The following is a 16,989-nucleotide window of genomic DNA, read 5'->3' as shown; positions in this document are numbered from 1 at the left end:
ATTTCTTCTTAGCATTCAAAGTTTTGTCCTAATTATTTCTCCTATTCCTATATTTGCGAAATGCGCCAAGCGCATTGCCTCTCGCTTATTTTACCAAAACTGAAATGAAACACCGTTCCCTGACTGCTTCGAACCTATCCACTGACCGAAGGAATTTTTTGATCAAAAGCATTCAATCCGCTGGCATATTGACATTAGCAAGCCTGACAGGCGCTCAGGCAGGCATTTTGGAAGCGCATCAAAAATCTTACACCGTTCAGGGCGTCATTGATCTGATATTAAAAGAAGGAAAGCTTACGCCGATTAAGGACACGGTGGACACACTAAAATCCGGGACACCTCAACAGTCGGTGACAGGAATTGTAACGACCATGTTTCCCACGATTACGGTGATCGAGGAAGCGGCCAAACGCAATGCCAATTTTATCATCGCCCACGAGCCATCCTTTTATAACCACCGCGACGATCTGGATTGGGTGCCGAATAATGCTGTTGTGAAACAAAAGAAAGCACTTTTAGACAAACATAAGATCGCAATCTGGCGTTTTCATGACTATTGCCATTCGCTCAACCCGGACCAGGTTTCGTATGGCGTGGCCAAGAAACTGAACTGGACGGCTTATTATCCAAAAGACGAAAGGACATTCACCATCCCCGCGATCACATTGCAAAATCTCGTTGCGCATTTGAAGAAATCGTTGGGAATCAAGCAGCTGCGGGTGATTGGAGATTTGAACAAATCCTGTGAACGTGTTTCGCTGATGCCGGGCGCTTCGGGCGGAAAAGGACACGTGAGCGTCGTCGAAAAAGAGCATCCTGATGTGCTGATCGTAGGCGAATTGTCTGAATGGGAAACGGCCGAATACATGCGGGACAGCACATTACTGGGCGGCAAAACGGCGCTGATCATTCTCGGACATGCCGTAAGCGAAGAGCCTGGGATGGAATTGTTTGTAGAATGGCTGCAACCGAAACTGGAAGGCATTAAGGTGGCGCACATTGCCTCCGGCGATCCATTTACCTGGCTTTGAAATAACATTTAACCGATAAAATCCATGTCGAAAATATATAATACGATTGCCCTGGTGCTCATTTGCTGCGCCGCTTATGCACAAAATGCGCCGCGCCTGATTGTGCGGGGCGATGACATGGGTTATTCGCATTCGGGAAATCTTGCTTTGCTTAAATGCTTTAAAGAAGGTTTTCAGACCTCTATTGAGATCATTGTGCCTTCGCCCTGGTTTCCTGAGGCGGTGAAAATGTTGCAGGAAAATCCTGGTGCAGACATTGGCATTCACATTGCACTTACCAGCGAATGGGACAATGTGAAATGGCGGCCGGTGTCGGACTGCCCTAGCCTGCGTGATGAAGACGGCTATTTTTATCCGATGGTGCGCGCTAATAAAAATTATCCGAATCGCGCGATCATGGAAAATAAGTGGAAGATTGAAGATGTTGAAAAAGAACTGCGTGCCCAGATTGAAATGGCTTTGAAAAAACTTCCGACGATCAGCCACATTTCGTCTCACATGGGCTGCACGGGCATATCCGAAGAAGTGCGCGCATTGACGCGGCGACTTGCGAAGGAATACAAGATCCCAATCGATGCTGAACCTGCCGGACTCACTTACGCTGGCTATGAAGGGCCGCACAAGACCGCCGAAGAAAAAGGTGACCAGCTTTATCAAGATGCTCGATAAGCTGCAACCAGGCAAAACTTATCTTTTTGTGGACCACCCTGGATTGGACGATGCGGAATTACGCGCGATCCATCACATTGGCTATGAAGATGTGGCACAGGACAGGCAGGGCGTTACGGATCTTTTTACCAGTCCGAAGGTGAAAGCAGCGATTAAGGAAAAGAAAATTGCATTGATCGGATACAAGGACCTGGCGCAGTAAGCCCATCTTCCGCATAGCCACATCCATCCCGCTTAATCAAGCCTTTATCATAAATTAGTAAAAGGTTTTTTTATTCCGTTGCATTTTTATGGCATAATTACTATCCCATAACAATGACAAAACTTCTGCTTGCAACGCTAATCACTCTGGCGTCATTTCTTTCACCGGCATTTGCACAATTCCCGACCGGTGGAGGATCAACCCAACCCAAAGCCCTGCCGGGAACTGCCGGCGACCAAAGCCCGAAAGGAACCGCCAAATTATCAGGTTCAATCGTAGACTCTGCTTCCGCAAAAGGGATTGAATTTGCCAGCATCGCACTTTATAACAAAGCCAGCGGACAAGCTGTGGACGGAACCGTGGCTGACGAAAAAGGCAAATTCGCATTGACCAAACTGGCTGCCGGAGATTATAAAATTTTGATCTCATTCATCGGATTTGCTAACAAAACAATTGATAACATTTCCATTGCTAAAGGGCAAGAGCTTGACCTGGGCGCCGTAAATCTTTCCTCGAATACGAAAACGCTGAGCGAGGTTACGGTGACCGGACAAGCTGCATTGATTGAAGAAAAAGTAGACAGGCTTGTTTACAACGCAGAAAAAGACATTACTGCAAAAGGCGGGGACGCGACGGACATTCTGCGTAAAGTGCCTTTGCTGACTGTGGATCTGGACGGAAATGTTTCACTTCGTGGAAGCCAGAACATTCGCGTGCTTGTAAATAATAAGCCAAGCACCATTATTGCCAACAGCGTTGCGGATGCATTGAAGCAGATTCCTGCGGACCAGATCAAGACGGTTGAGGTAATCACAAGCCCATCTGCTAAATACGATGCCGAAGGTTCGGGCGGGATCATTAACATCATTACCAAGAAAAACAGCTTGCAGGGATTGAACCTGAATGTGGATTCAGGAGTTGGAAACCGCGGTTCTATCCTGTCTCTGAATGGCGGTTACCGCAAGGGAAAAGCTGGTTTTACCATTGGTGGTTTCGGTCGTGGAATGTATAACACGATCACCAAAACGACTTTGGAACAAACCAGCATTGTAGACGATGTTCAAAGCACTACACGCCAGACGGGAGACGGTTCAAGCCGTGGTTTGTTTGGAAACTACAACCTTGGTTTTGATTACGATTTGGCTAAAAATCAAAGCATTACAGCCGGAGTTCGTTATGGTGTTCGCAATTTCCGCAGCCAGCAGGATCTGATCACGCGCATTATGAAAACGGGTGAAACGGATATCAACTCTGCGCGTAATGTGGATGCGAAAAATCTTTCAGGAACAATTGATGCCAACATTGATTATCTGCATACTTTCAAACCGCAACAGGAATGGAGCATTTCAACGCTTTACAGCCGCAATGACCTGACCAATGATTTTGATGCGGATATTTTGAACGGCAGCAATGAGTTGCTGAACCGTCAGCGCAATTTGAACAAAAGCATTAACCAGGAATTCACATTGCAGTCTGATTATCAAACGCCTATCAAGAAAAACCAGCTGCTGGAATTTGGTGGAAAAGCAATTTTCCGTGAAGTAACAAGCGCATACAACTTCCTGATTGCAGATCCGACCGGTGATTTCCGCCCGGAAACAGACCAGCCAGCGGGCGACCTGACTTACCATCAGAATATTGCAGCCGGTTACACATCCTACACTTATACGACCAAAAAGCGCTACACATTCAAAGGCGGGCTGCGTTACGAGCATACATTTATCGATGCGAGCACCAATGAAGGAACGGTTGGCGTGGGCAATTATGGTGTGCTGGTGCCAAGTGTGAATGCTTCTAAAACTTTCAAAGGAACGACCGTTAAGCTTGGTTATAACCGCCGGATCCAGCGTCCGGGTTTGCAGCAGCTGAACCCTAACTTCAACTCGGCCAATCCGCAGAACATTACCATTGGTAACCCGGAACTGCGCCCTGGAGCTGACCAATAATTTTGAGTTGGGATTGAGTAAAAACATCAAAAAAACATTTATTAACGCGACTTTCTTCGGCAGAATTACGAATAATGCGATTTCACAAGTGCGCCAACCGTCCGACACACTGGCGGGTGCCATTATAACAACTTATGAAAACGTTGGAAAGCAGAATGCTTACGGACTTAACTTGTTTGCCAACGTTGCCGCGACGACCAAAATCAACTTCGGTATTTTCTCAAACATCTTTTATCAGGAACTGAGCGGCCAGACGCTGGAAGGCGGCGTTAATAAAACGATCAATAATTCGGGCATGGTGATCAGCGGCGGTCTGTTCTCGCAGGCAACATTCAAAAATGGCTGGGGCGCACAAGCATTCGGATTTATGCAGGGAAATCAGGTTCAGTTACAGGGTCAGCAGGGCGGATTTGGCTTTTACACAGTGGGTGTGAAAAAAGAATTTGCCAACAAAAAAGCAAGTTTGGGTCTGGCAGCTGAAAACTTCCTTAGCAAACGTTTCAAAATGCACACCGAACTGGCATCGCTTAACTTCAACCAGGTGAACGACATATATATGTACAACCGCGGTTTCAGGCTGACATTCACTTACAAAATTGGTAAAATGACAATGGATGCGCCAAAACGCAAGGCGAAGTCGGTGAACAACGACGACGTTAAAAGTGAAGGCGGGCAACAATCCGGTCCGGCACCAGCTGGCGGCGCGACTCCCCGGTAGTATTTATTCAAACAAGGCTTTACAAAACAAACCACTACTCCAACAAAACAAGTTATGAAAACAACCACAGTATTCGTTGCGTTTGCAGCGGCCTTAATATCAGCAGGTTCCTTTGCGCAAAGCGTGGATGAAATCGTCGACAAGCACGTGGCTGCGTTGGGCGGGATGGACAAAATCAAGGCGGTGAACACGGTCATCACAGAGCGTTCACTTGCAGTTCAGGGAATGGAGATTCCTACCAAAACGGTTTTGGTTGTGGGAAAATCGCTTCGCAACGAGTCTACGATCATGGGCAACTCTATGGTGCAAGTTGTGGATGATTCTAAAGGCTGGATGATCCGCCCTACGCAAATGGGCGGCACGGGCGAGCCGGAAGATATGCCTGCGGATCAGTTGAAGCAACAAATGAGTTCTCTGGATCCATTTGGCGGGCTGGTTAATTACAAGGAAAAAGGAAATAAAGTGGAGCTGATAGGAAAAGAAAAACTCGATAAAAAGGATGTTTATCACCTGAAAGTGACTTCAAAAGAAGGCACTGCGATGGACGAATATCTGGATGCGGAAACGTTCCTGGTAAGCAAAGTGAAAGTGGATATGAATGGCCAGAGCGGTGAAATTGAGCTTTCAGATTACAAGGAAGTGCAGGGTGTTAAATTTCCAAACACCATGGACATTACCAATCCGCAGATGGGCACAATGTCATTTATTACAAACAAAGTTTCTGTAAATACGCCGGTGGACGCCGCAATGTTCAAAAAGCCGGTTAAATAGTATTTCTGTTTCAATCTTGCAAAAGGCATCGGAAAGTGTTCCGGTGCCTTTTTTCGTTCTAAATCAATGCCTTGCAAGATGTGACGCAAACAAATAAAAGCCGTTCCAAGTAAAACAGCGGAAAAAAAATCTTAATATTCACTTAGCAGCCGGTAACAAGCCCTTGCCAGATCGTGGTCGTTTGAATATGTGTATACGTTTGAAAATCCTTTTTATCCTTCTTACAATCCAGTTTTTTTACGGGGCTGCCAATCTATGCTCAGCGCAGTCTTATGGACTTGGTTTCGAAAGTTTTGAATCTGTTCAGGACAAAAGAACGGGCCTTGACCTGTCTCCGGGCAAAACGCTTTGCTTTGATAAGGATTTTGAGCTTTCATTTGAACTCTCATTTCTGCCGCATAAGAAGAATTATTTCGGATACATTGTCCGGCTCATCGAAAATGACCAGCGGAACATTGACATCCTTTACGACAACTCGTCGCTGAATAAAGATCGTTTCAAAGTTGTCATCGGCGACAAATTTTCAAAGATCACATTTGATATCGACGAAAAGGAGCTTTACAAAAGCTGGAACAGGATAAGATTGGTTTTTAGTAAAAAAGAAGAAACATTAACCGTCTTCAACGGCGCACAACGCTTTAAGCAGGCGGTTGCTATGGAAAAAGATGGCTGTTTCAAAATTCTTTTTGGCGCCAATAAATACAAGAATTTCAATACGACAGACGTCCCGCCGATGAAGATCCGAAATGTTGCTATTTCGGAAAACGGCGAGGCAAAGTTTCATTGGAAACTCGATGAAATGAGCGGAGTTCAGGCGATCGGTGAAACGAAAAACTCAAACGGCCTCGTCGATAATCCGCTATGGATCAAAAAGATGCATCACGATTGGCAGCCGCTACTCAATTTCATTGTAGAAGGGCCCGCACGCGTTACCGCAGATCAGAAAGCCGGAACCGTTTACATTGTCGGCACGGACACTTTATCGACACACCGCATTGCCACGAATCAGACGAAAAGGTTTGCCTATGCAGCTAAGCAGGCCATTTTTATGGACAATCAGGTGTTGTACGAACCCTTGACGAACCGCATTTACAACCTATTTATTAACGAAAAACAAGCGACGCATTTTGATACGGTTTCTACCCGGTGGGATGGAAACAACATTGCCCCAGCGCTGAAAACGCACTTTCTGCATGCGAACAAGTTTTACAGTGCAGCTGATTCCACGATTTATATGCTGGGCGGATATGGACATTTGGAATACAAAAACACCATTCAAAAATATAAGCCGGCGACTGATAAATGGGAACAGATCACGTTGCAGGATTCCGTTTTTTCTCCGCGATATCTGGCTGCTGCCGGGACTGCAACGGGCGGCGCGTACATTTTGGGTGGTTATGGAAGCACAACGGGCAGGCAGATTCTAAATCCGAGAAATTGGTATGATCTGATCTTTTTTAATGCGAAGACGGGCGTTTTCAAAAAAATATATGAGCTAAAAAAACCGCAAGAAGATTTTGTTTGCGCCAGTTCAATGGTCATTAATGACAAAGAAGGCACTTATTATGCATTGATTTTTCCAAAAGACAAGTTCAATTCGGAGCTGCAATTAATCAGAGGCTCACTCACCAAGCCAGAATATCAGATCGTGGGATCCAAAATCCCTTTTGAATTCATTGATACAGAATCTTATGCTGATCTTTTTTATGACCAGTCTACCGGGCGATTTGTGGCCGTAACATTGTTCAGGACGGATAAGAATCAGACAAAGGTTTCCATTTATTCGCTTTTCGCACCGCCGCTGGGTGCTGTTTCAAAAGTTGAGCAAGCGACTGCCAAGTCCGATCCAACGCTTTGGATTGTTTTGACGCTGGTTGCGGTGCTGGCTGGCTTTTACTTTTACAAACGCCGCAAACCGCAGGAAGCAACACCTGCAACTTCGCCAGTTGTGCTTAGGAACCCGGAAGTGCAACACAACGCCCCGGCAACGCCATTAGTTGCAGAGGAAAATCACGAAAAAAGCGTTGAAACGAAGATTGCGCCATTGCACAGCAGCATTATGCTGTTTGGTAATCTGCAACTATTTGACGAGCAAGGGAATGAGATCACGCGGTTGTTCACGCCTTTGCTGAAAGAATTGTTTTTAGTGATTTTGCTGCATTCAATCCGAAAAGACGGAATCAGTTCTGAAAAGCTTAAAGAATTGCTTTGGTTTGATAAAAGCTCGGAAAGCGCGCGGAACAATCGGGCGGTTAACATTGCGAAATTGAAGGGGATTTTGGACAAGTTGAAACATTGCCATATTTCAAAGGAAAGCGGTTATTGGCGCGTGAAGATTGACGACGAGCACATTCACGTCGATTATGCAGAATATTTGAAGCTGGTTTCTGACAAGCGTGTGCTTTCAAAACAGGACATTGTGGATCTTTCGCAGATCAGCAAGCGCGGCACATTCCTCGCTGACCTCGAATATGAATGGCTGGACAGCTTTAAATCTGAGATTTCCAATGAAATCGTTGATGCTTATTTGCGTTATGCGACCTCGATAAAGGTTTCTGATGATCCGGAATTCATGATTAAAGTTGCCAATTACATTTTCTATTTCGATCCGGTTAATGAGGAAGCCATGACGATCAAATGCAAGGCTTTGGCCCTTTTGGGCAAGCATTCTCTGGCAAAAACCACGTTTGAAAATTTCGCCAGAGAATACAGCCGGATTTACGGGGAAGAGTTTCAGAAGGACATGCCCGAAGTTTTGCATTCATAACAGCCCTTTCTGATCTCTTAATTGGGTCTTTCAGGTTTCCTAGCGCTGAATCCCGCTTCCCCGTGAAACCATTTTGCGCCTTGTCCTGTGAGCCACAAATAATGATCCGGTTTCAGATCGACCTCAATGCCTACGAACTTTCCATCTGCATTTTCGGGCAGCTCCCCTTCCCTTTTGCATTTGAAAATCGCAGTGCCCTCATCCACTTCATCGAACATGGCGACGTACAAAGCTTCTGCGCCGGATAGTTTGGCACCGGCGATTTGCTGCCATAGGAAATCGCCTTTGCCTCTTGGAATCTGGTTATATAACGACTTATCATTCTTCAAGTTACCCCAACTAAATCCCGGAAAAACAAGCGGCGCGTAGTCAAGTTTGTTGGCTTTGCACCAGGCAATGTCGCCCGGAAGATGCGTCCCGGCAATGCTCGTGTAACTCGATGCATTATAACGTCCAACCGCCCACGGCATCACCACATCCGCACTTTTTATGACGGTGTGGAGCAATGTTGAATTTTCAGTGTCATTGCCCAATGTTCTCCAATAGTAAGGCACGCCTAACAGGATTGAGGCTTTTTTGGTTGGCCCTTTGATTTTCTCCACAAGCTTTTGAATGTCTGCAATGGTGTATTTACGACCATCGTTGAACCCTACGCCCCAGATTGCCAGCAACGGGCGTCCGTTATGCCGTAGATATTGTGGATTCTCTTTGTTGTCAAAAAGTTTAAAAGTGCTTTGCAGCTCTTCCCAATCCTTGACAATAAAATCCATATCCGCTGAACTGGAACCGCTCAGATCATACATAATGCTGATCGCCCTGCCATACTTTTTGGATGCTTTCAATGCATTAGCCAGCACTTTGTTGAAATGCCGTTTGCCACTTTCTCCTTTCACTTCTCCAACAAAACGCTGCATATAAACGCCGTCAATGCCATGTTCCTTCATCCATTTGAAATGCAGATCAACACTCTCTTCGTCATACGGGCTGTACACATGCGCAGGCTCCTGGTTTTTGTAATTAAATGCCGTCTTATAGGTTTTAGGATAGTCAGTAACGTCTGGCCAAAAGTCAATCGAAGTCGCTCCCGGCTCGAACTTGCCGCCTTTTTGATAATGATGCCAACCACGTCCGGCTCCATCGCCCTCCGCCGTAAACCAGCCCTGATAACCAGCCATCACCAGCCCTTTGTAACTTTTAAAAAGCACACCGGTCTCATCGTATTTAACTTCTTCAATTGGTTTAGGATCAACGGTTTGTTTAGCATTATCAGCACCATTGCAGCTGAAAGAAAGAAAAGGTAAGAGTATTAGGAAGTTTAAGATTTTCATGGGTTTTGGGTTGTGGATGGTGATGTCGGATGGTGATGTCGGATGGATTAAAATCCGTCCTTAAAATATCGGTCGAGCCGATGGCTCTGGCTCGTGCTCGGACGGAATGCTACTTCCTTGAAAAAACCTAAAGAGCCATAGGCTCGGCCGATAACAAGGCCCCGGGTTTCAACCCGGGGAGCTGGCATGTAGTCTTTTCATTTATGTAAAGTTTCTTTGTTTGATGTCGGACGGATTAAAATCCGTCCTTAAAATATCGGTCGAGCCGATGGCTCTGCTTGTGCTCGGACGGAATGCTCAGTCCTTGGAAAACCCCAAAGAGCCATAGGCTCGGCCGATAACAAGGCCCCGGGTTTCAACCCGGGGAGCTAGCATGTAGTCTCTTCATTTACATAAAGATTCTTTTTTGATGTCGGACGGATTAAAATCCGTCCTTAGGATATCGGTCGAGCCGATGGCTCTGGCTTTTGCTCGGACGGAATGCTACTTCCTTGGAAAAACGCAAAGACCCATAGGCTCGGCCGATAACAAGGCCCCGGGTTTCAACCCGGGGAGCTAAGAAAACATCCCCATCACAAAGTCAGACGCACAGCCTTGGCATAGTTGAACTTCGATTCCGGAGCGTCGATCAACGCGCCTACGCGGAAAAAATATTGGCTGCCCACTTTCAGGTTATTGCTGTTGGCTGGGACGTCGATTTCGAGTTTGTAAACTTTATTCGGATCAGCGACGCCGTTAATTTCCAGTTCCGACACAACGGTTCGCATCGGCTCCCCGACCGAAGGCTCCGGATGCACATACAAGCCGATTTTTTTCACATTATTAATGACAGTTTGCTGAATTTTGAAGGTTGCAACCACTTTCGAGCCTGACTTCTCAATCTTAGCATCTTTCACACGAATATATGGCTGCACTTTGAAGTCGAGCTGCGTTTCACCGGAGACGGTCACATCCTTCGGCTCCGTAGGAACAAAGTTTCCTCTAACTGGCGTAATGGTGTATTGATTGGCAAAAATCAGGTTGTTACGATAAGTCCCATCGTTTTTAACGATCATTACCTGCTTGGTTTGAGAAGCATATCCATGTTCGATAAACTCAATGGTACTCCCACGAATAATATCCTGCTCCACAGGTTCATTGGTTTCTGCATCCAGGAATGTCCCGTAAAGCTGGGCGTCAGGCGCAGGATAATTGTCTATTTTACAGCTTGTGGCAAACAGCATTGTTGCCAAAACCGAAATGTATATCTGTATCTTTTTCATAGTAAATTGTTATCGTCAAAAGTCGTTAGTTGGCAGCCGGCACATACATCTAAAAGTTGATTGCCGACTGCCCTATGCAGATTAATACTGGGGATTTTGAACCAAACCATTGGCACCAATGCCCGGAATGTATCGGTAATATTGTTTGTAATCGAACGTCGATGGATTCAACCGGGCGATGTTCTGGCGGAGGAAAATGTATTTCGCAGGCGTCACACGCAGATCCAACACCGGGATCAATGCATGCCTCACCCGATTGTTGAAAAGCGTATGATATTCCCGCCTTCTGATCAGGTCCCAGAAACGCTTGTTTTCAAAAGCCAACTCGACCCTTCTTTCACGGACTACATTATCGATCGTAAGCGGAATGTCCTTTGTGTGACCCGCGCGGCGGCGAATGTCGTTCAAAGCCTGCGCGCCTTTTGCAGCAGGACCGGTTCCACTTTCAACAATGGCTTCGGCGTAATTCAGCAAAATTTCGGCATAACGGAAATCCACCCAATCCGACACGGTCTGATTCCAGCCCGGAGCCACATTCACACCCTCATTTAAAAACTTCTTGAAACTCACGCCCGTCCGGGTGTTATTGCCGCCCCAGGTGTCGAAGCCCGAATATTGCGTGCGGTCCGCGGCTCCGTATGGATAGATAGTCGTGCTACCAACCTTGATCGGATCTCCGCCAAAAAGTTGCGCACTGCCATCCGGCTTCACAAATCCAGCCTGAATGATGATCTTTTGACCCTTCCAAGCCGTTCCCGGTAAGATAGCAGTCGCCCATAAACGCGCATCTTTGTCTTTATAAATGCCTGCCGGATCATCATAACGCTTGTAATTTTTGGCCGGATCAAAACCGTTGTAGTCACTCACATCATTGCCGGCAACAGTGGTGGTAATCGGTGCGCTCTGGCCTGGATTGGTGTAAGTTTCATAAGCGTCGATCAGGTCCAGCGTCGGGTTCATGCGTCCCGGATGCGGCCAGCCATTTGCGGTCTGATTGGGCTGATACCAAATGCCATAGTTATGACCCGTGCCAGAGCCCGGGCGCGCATAACCTTTGATAAAAATGGCTTCGCTCGGTGCAATGTTGGGATCTTCAAACAGCTTACGGTAATTTTCAGCAGCCTCTTCCGGATTGGCAGGCGTTGGCTTGTAAAGCGCAAATTTCCCTGAACTAATAATTGCCTCAGATGCTTCAATAGCCGCTTTGTAAAATTCAGCCGCCGCAGATTTATCCATTCCCACCAATTTCTGATCCACAGCCGTTCCAGAAATCGGTGCCCGATCGCTGTATTTTGCCAACGATGCAGCATGCAATGCAGCCCTCGATTTCAGCGCATATGCCACCCATTTGGTCGCACGACGCTCTCCGCCGGGCCAGGATTCTGCCAGATTTGCAATGGCCACATCACATTCTTTCATTACAAAATCCCAGGTCTCTTTTTCAGTGCTGCGCGGCACTTTCAATGCTTCTACATCACCCTCGTATTTTTGTACAGAAGAAATAAGCGGAACACCACCGTAACGTTTTACCAAAGCAAAATAGGCATAGGCGCGTATAAATGCACTTTCTCCAACCAAAGCTTTGTTTTCTTCCTCCGTAACATCCAATGTTGGAATGATATCAATCAGAATGTTCGTGTCGCGGATCAACTTGTAACCCTGGTCCCACCATTGAAAATCATCATTGCCGATGAAGTCGCCAAACTCCGTGTGAACGGCCTCGTCCGTGATCATCGCAGGTGCGAAACCTCCATTATTCGGGTCGCCTGTATTCCAATTAAAACCTTGTCTGAAAAAGGTAAAATCTTCAATCGGCAGCTGATAATACAGGTTAGCCATGTAAAGCTTCACGCCTTCCGGATTGGAAAAAAGGTTTTCCCCCTGCAATTTGTCCAATGGCTGCTTATCGAGCACATTGTCGCAACTGATCGCGGTCAACAGCACAAAAAGCAATAATATATGTCTGGTCAATTTCATATTTTCTTTTGTTAGAATGTAACGTTAATTCCAAAGTTGTAACTTCTGGTCACCGGATATGTAAGCCCTGCACCAAACAATCCTTCAATTTTCTCCGGATCAAATGGTTTTACAAACGGATCTGCCCAGGTGAAAATGTTATGCGCATTGCCATAGACGCGAACGTCGTCGATTCCAATTTTCTTCAGCCAGGGAAGATTGAATGTGTAGCCCAGCTGCGCACTTTTGAAACGCAGGTAAGACGCATCCTTACGCCAGGCAGAACTTTCAGCATACATGGCTCCCACATTGTAATTGAAGCGTGAAGCGGGCCATTTGCCGGGAATCCATTCGTTGTCGCCGGACAAGTGCCATCTGTCGTAGAAATATTCAGGCGTGTTGCCACGGAACGCGAAAACTTCTGCATACACTTCGCGGAACCGCACGCTGTATTTTCCTGAGCCCTGAAACAATGCGGTCAGATCGAAGCCCTTCCATGATGCATTAAGCGTTACGCCATAGTACATTTTTGGATCGCCACCGAAGAAAAGCGGCATGGCATCATTCCCATCGATCACGCCATTTCCGTCCACATCTTTGTATTTGAAGTCACCCGGCAATTCACGTGTGTTGCCCAGGTCTCCGTTCTGGATCGGTGCGTAGATTACTTCTTCCTTGTTCTGGAATTGGCCTTCGAGTTGGTAAGCCCATACGACATCGTTCCACCGGTTGGTTGTTCCGCCGCGCCATTTGTCCATGCTGCTTAAAAAATCACCGCGTTCGACATAGCGGTTCATCGTGCGGGCAAAGTTGAAGTTGCCGGAAATTCCGTATTTGAAATCTCTGATCTGACCATTGTAAGCCACAGAAAATTCAATTCCCCTTACACGGTCACTATTTAGGTTTTCATCAGGCAATGTGCCGCCGAAAGTGTTGGGTAAAGAAACATTTCTTCTCGCCAGCAGACCTTTACGATCCCTTTGGTAAACATCAAAAGTAAGATCTATTCTGTTGTCCCACAGACCAATATCAATTCCGACGTCTTTGATTTTTGACTTAAACCAGGTTAGATTTTCGTTTACAATAGCGGGCGAAGCTGCGCCGGTTGTATAATTGCCATTGGTAAACTCATAACCGCCACCGCCCGTGAGCGAGAAGCCCGGAACATATTGGAACGGCGCACCCGCATCAGCTCCCACAAGTCCATACGAACCTCTCAATTTGAGGTTAGAGATCAGGGAAACATTTTTCAGGAAAGCCTCTTCCGAGATCCGCCACCCGGCAGAAACAACCGGAAACAAGCCCCAGCGACGATCCGGGTGATAGCGATAGGAACCGTCATAACGGGCTGCAACTTCGAGCAGATATTTTTCCTTAAAGTCATAATTCAACCTTCCCACGTAAGATTGACTCGCATATTCGCTCTCGGACCCGCTTGTGGTCTGGTTGTTCAAACCAGCCTGATCAATCTGGTCATTGGTGTAAAATGCATACTCTCTGCCCAGGCCAGCCCAGCGGTTTTTCGACTCCTGCTGTTCGTAAACGAGGGTCGCACCAATGTTGTGATTTTTGGCAATAACCGTGTTGTAAAGGAGCTGACCCTGGAATGTGACGCGGTTGTTATCAGAAAAATTGTTGCCAATGCGCGAAGGATTCCGCTGCAAATGTGCCGTATATTTTTCCGTCGCGGCATCATAAGTGTAAAGATTATAGCTTTTGGAGACAGACTTATTGCGATAATTATTGCTGTCATAAGCAACCAAACCTCTTACTTTCAAACCCGGCACAAAAGGCACGGTGTAAGTCAGCGAGAATGTCGATTGAAAAAACTTGTTTGCCTCTTCATTGTAACCCGTTAGGTCGCCATTTGCCAATGCCACCGGATTGTAGCCACCACTAAGCAACGATGGATATTTCGGGTTATCATTCGCATAAGGCCGTTCAGTTGCCAGCGCAATCCTCGTTCCTTTGTAAATGTTGAAAAAGTTATCCCCTGGCTGATTCCGCTTGTCAAACAACCCGGAAAGGATCAGATCGGCTTTCAGGTTTCTGGTTAGGTCAATGCCCACATTCGCTCTGAAAGTGTATTTTTTATAACCCATATCCTTGCTTTTCAGCAGACCATTTTCAGTTTGATAACCAAAGCTTGTGAAATAATTCACCGCGCCTTCGCCACCCGAAGCAGATAAGAAATGCTGTTGCTGCGAGGCCGATTTGTTCAAAACCTCTTTATACCAATCCGTTCCTTCATAACCCGGCGCTCCCGTCCTGAACTTCTCGATTTCTTCGGCAGTGTAAACAGGATTTTCACCCAAATTTTTCGCCGCATCATTGCGCATTTCAGCCCATTGCAATGCAGACGTCATTTTAGGAACATCTGTCGGGCTTTGACGGCCGTAAACTGCATTGTAACTGAACTTCGGTTTGCCTTTTGCGCCCTTTTTGGTCGTCACAATGACAACGCCATTCCCTGCGCGGATTCCGAAAATGGCGGCAGAAGCATCTTTTAAAACCGAAATGCTTTCAATGTCGTCCGGGTTGATCTTTTGAAATTCATAACCGCCGTCCCGAGCCACGCCGTCCACAACATACAACGGCTCGCCGAATCCACGAATGTTGATGCTCGTACTGAACGATCCGGGCTCACCGGAATTCTGCCGGATCTGAACGCCCGCCACCTTGCCTTGCAAGCTTTGCGCCAAACTCGTGTGAGTCGTCGTCTTAATATCTTCCGAAACAATGTTGGAGATCGCGCCGGTCAATGTTTGCTTCCGCTGCGTTCCATATCCGACCACAACGACCTCTTGCAGATCATCCGTGCTCGGTTCCATTTGGATCTGAAAATTGGTGCGGTTGCCAACGGCGATTTCCTGGCGTTTGTAACCCAGAAAGCTCACAATCAGCACAGAGCCTGAGCTGGGAATATTCAATGAAAACTTACCGTCAACGTCCGTGGTGGTTCCTTTCGCCGAACCTTGCAGCACAATGCTTGCGCCCGGGATTGCGCTGTTCTTTTCATCTTTAATCTCACCAGAGACAGTGGTTTCATTGCCCGATTGCGCAAAAATCGGTTGGTTAAATGCGAGCGTGCAACTCAGGGTCAGACATATGCACGCAAGATATTTTCGGAAGGCTCGAAGCACTTCCCGTTCTAATAAAAGTCGGTTTTCCATATTAAGTCTTTAAAGTCGGTGACAGCAATGTGAAGCTTCAATGGTATCCAGGTCGGCCAAACCATGGGTCAAATTAAGGCGGGGCTTATTAAGAAATGATTAATAAAACATTAATCAAACCTTACCTGGAAACATTTTTATCTAATATTTCAAAAAAATAATCCTATATACCCAAATCTTCATCTGCTGCGAGACGGGCAGGTTTGTCTGCGTCCAGCACAAAAATTCGGAAAGCACAAATTCCTGATTCCGCTGGAAATTGTTACTTTGCATGGACGGTTTGAAAGACGTTCCATGCAATTATATCCATCGCCCGCACCTGGCCCCTTACATTCTGCATTATCTTATTCTGGAAGATCTTGCCGGTCAGCCATCACGGCACCGTTTCTTTCCGGACGGCCATCCCGGCATTGCATTTCATTTTGGTGATGCTTTTTTACAACAGGATTTGACTTCCAAATCGCCGGTGCAGCATCCCGAAAGTTTTGTTTACGGACAGGTTAATCATCACTTTGACTTAATTTCCGGGACCAGGATCGGCATGCTGATCGTCGTTTTCAAACCTTCCGGACTCGCTGCATTTACCAGAATTCCCGCAAAGCTGCTGGCCAATCAGACGCTCGCACTGAATGAGATCTTCCCGGCTTCGGCGAACACATTAACAGAGCAAGTGCTTTCTGCGCGCGATCATTCGAACCGTATTAAGGTGATCGAAAATTTCCTGGTAAGTCAGTTGGCTGCTAACCGGCATGATCTCCGACTTGTCACAGCCTGCACCCAAATGATGGATCATGCTGTTTCGCCTGTTTCTGTACGGTCACTTGCGGATCATTTGGCTGTTAGTGAAAGAAGTTTGGAACGCGCATTTGATCTGCACATTGGGGTTTCGCCAAAAACTTACGCTCGCATTGCGCGTTTACAGCGTTATTTGAAACTTCGGAAAGCCAATCCTAAAACCTCACTGACTGCACTCGGATACGAAGCTGGCTATTACGATCAGGCGCACTTCATCAAAGATTTCACCGATCTGGCAGGCATTACACCTTCACAATATGATCTCAGCACCAATCGGCTGGCGGTTAATTTGATGCAAATCACTAATAAGTAAGCATTCCTTTTTTGTCGGATTTTTACAATGCACGCTGTCCGTGTGCTGCTAGTTTTGT

General features: G+C 46.5%; 10 protein-coding genes and 1 pseudogene. 7 read left to right on the top strand and 4 right to left on the bottom strand.

Features of this window, described 5'->3' with window-relative positions; all coding sequences use genetic code 11:
• The first annotated feature begins 104 nt into the window (after nt 1-104).
• From AC0IYG_RS16355 to AC0IYG_RS16330, 6 genes and pseudogenes are all read left to right on the top strand, one after another.
• On the top strand, nt 105-1,031 hold the full coding sequence (locus AC0IYG_RS16355; RefSeq protein WP_471712185.1) for a Nif3-like dinuclear metal center hexameric protein: 927 nt from the start codon (nt 105-107) through the stop codon (nt 1,029-1,031).
• 24 nt (nt 1,032-1,055) lie between these two features.
• A complete protein-coding gene (locus tag AC0IYG_RS16350) occupies nt 1,056-1,700 on the top strand; it encodes a ChbG/HpnK family deacetylase (protein WP_471712183.1) in 645 nt (214 codons plus the stop codon).
• Nucleotides 1,690-1,902 carry a hypothetical protein gene (locus AC0IYG_RS16345; protein WP_471712181.1) on the top strand — a complete coding sequence of 71 codons (213 nt, stop codon included), beginning with the start codon at nt 1,690-1,692 and terminating at the stop codon, nt 1,900-1,902. Before AC0IYG_RS16350 ends, AC0IYG_RS16345 begins: the two co-directional genes overlap by 11 nt.
• Before the next feature lie 113 nt (nt 1,903-2,015).
• Nucleotides 2,016-4,566, top strand: a pseudogene (locus AC0IYG_RS16340) (TonB-dependent receptor).
• A gap of 54 nt (nt 4,567-4,620) precedes the next feature.
• On the top strand, nt 4,621-5,337 hold the full coding sequence (locus AC0IYG_RS16335) for an outer membrane lipoprotein-sorting protein (protein WP_471712180.1): 717 nt from the start codon (nt 4,621-4,623) through the stop codon (nt 5,335-5,337).
• Nucleotides 5,338-5,536: 199 nt separating this feature from the next.
• A complete protein-coding gene (locus AC0IYG_RS16330) occupies nt 5,537-8,104 on the top strand; it encodes a galactose oxidase (RefSeq protein ID WP_471712178.1) in 2,568 nt (855 codons plus the stop codon).
• 17 nt (nt 8,105-8,121) lie between these two features.
• On the opposite strand, the gene AC0IYG_RS16325 is transcribed toward AC0IYG_RS16330, so the two are convergent.
• The 4 genes from AC0IYG_RS16325 to AC0IYG_RS16310 all read right to left on the bottom strand — a co-directional run bounded on the left by AC0IYG_RS16325 (nt 8,122) and on the right by AC0IYG_RS16310 (nt 15,823).
• Nucleotides 8,122-9,432, bottom strand: a complete 1,311-nt coding sequence (locus AC0IYG_RS16325) for a glycoside hydrolase family 99 protein (protein WP_471712176.1) — start codon at nt 9,430-9,432, stop codon at nt 8,122-8,124.
• Nucleotides 9,433-10,004: 572 nt separating this feature from the next.
• Nucleotides 10,005-10,694 carry a DUF3823 domain-containing protein gene (locus AC0IYG_RS16320; RefSeq protein ID WP_471712174.1) on the bottom strand — a complete coding sequence of 230 codons (690 nt, stop codon included), beginning with the start codon at nt 10,692-10,694 and terminating at the stop codon, nt 10,005-10,007.
• Nucleotides 10,695-10,775: 81 nt separating this feature from the next.
• A complete protein-coding gene (locus tag AC0IYG_RS16315; protein WP_471712173.1) occupies nt 10,776-12,671 on the bottom strand; it encodes a RagB/SusD family nutrient uptake outer membrane protein in 1,896 nt (631 codons plus the stop codon).
• 11 nt (nt 12,672-12,682) lie between these two features.
• The gene (locus AC0IYG_RS16310) at nt 12,683-15,823 is read right to left on the bottom strand and encodes a SusC/RagA family TonB-linked outer membrane protein (protein ID WP_471712172.1); all 3,141 of its coding nucleotides are present in this window, start codon (nt 15,821-15,823) and stop codon (nt 12,683-12,685) included.
• Between the two features lie 280 nt (nt 15,824-16,103).
• Between AC0IYG_RS16310 and AC0IYG_RS16305 the strand changes: the two genes are divergently transcribed.
• Nucleotides 16,104-16,931 carry a DUF6597 domain-containing transcriptional factor gene (locus tag AC0IYG_RS16305; RefSeq protein ID WP_471712171.1) on the top strand — a complete coding sequence of 276 codons (828 nt, stop codon included), beginning with the start codon at nt 16,104-16,106 and terminating at the stop codon, nt 16,929-16,931.
• Nucleotides 16,932-16,989 lie beyond the last annotated feature (58 nt).

The sequence above is a fragment of the Dyadobacter sp. AC419 genome (genome assembly GCF_979253085.1).
Note: the sequence above shows the minus strand (reverse complement) of the source record. Positions and strands in the feature narration are given on the sequence as shown.

Bases quoted from the DNA above. Each gene is read 5' to 3' on its own strand.
- AC0IYG_RS16335 (WP_471712180.1), top strand. From the start codon at position 4,621: ATGAAAACAACCACAGTATTCGTTGCGTTTGCAGCGGCCTTAATATCA.
- AC0IYG_RS16320 (WP_471712174.1), bottom strand. From the start codon at position 10,694: ATGAAAAAGATACAGATATACATTTCGGTTTTGGCAACAATGCTGTTT.
- AC0IYG_RS16310 (WP_471712172.1), bottom strand. From the start codon at position 15,823: ATGGAAAACCGACTTTTATTAGAACGGGAAGTGCTTCGAGCCTTCCGA.
- AC0IYG_RS16325 (WP_471712176.1), bottom strand. From the start codon at position 9,432: ATGAAAATCTTAAACTTCCTAATACTCTTACCTTTTCTTTCTTTCAGC.
- AC0IYG_RS16345 (WP_471712181.1), top strand. From the start codon at position 1,690: ATGCTCGATAAGCTGCAACCAGGCAAAACTTATCTTTTTGTGGACCAC.
- AC0IYG_RS16350 (WP_471712183.1), top strand. From the start codon at position 1,056: ATGTCGAAAATATATAATACGATTGCCCTGGTGCTCATTTGCTGCGCC.
- AC0IYG_RS16355 (WP_471712185.1), top strand. From the start codon at position 105: ATGAAACACCGTTCCCTGACTGCTTCGAACCTATCCACTGACCGAAGG.
- AC0IYG_RS16315 (WP_471712173.1), bottom strand. From the start codon at position 12,671: ATGAAATTGACCAGACATATATTATTGCTTTTTGTGCTGTTGACCGCG.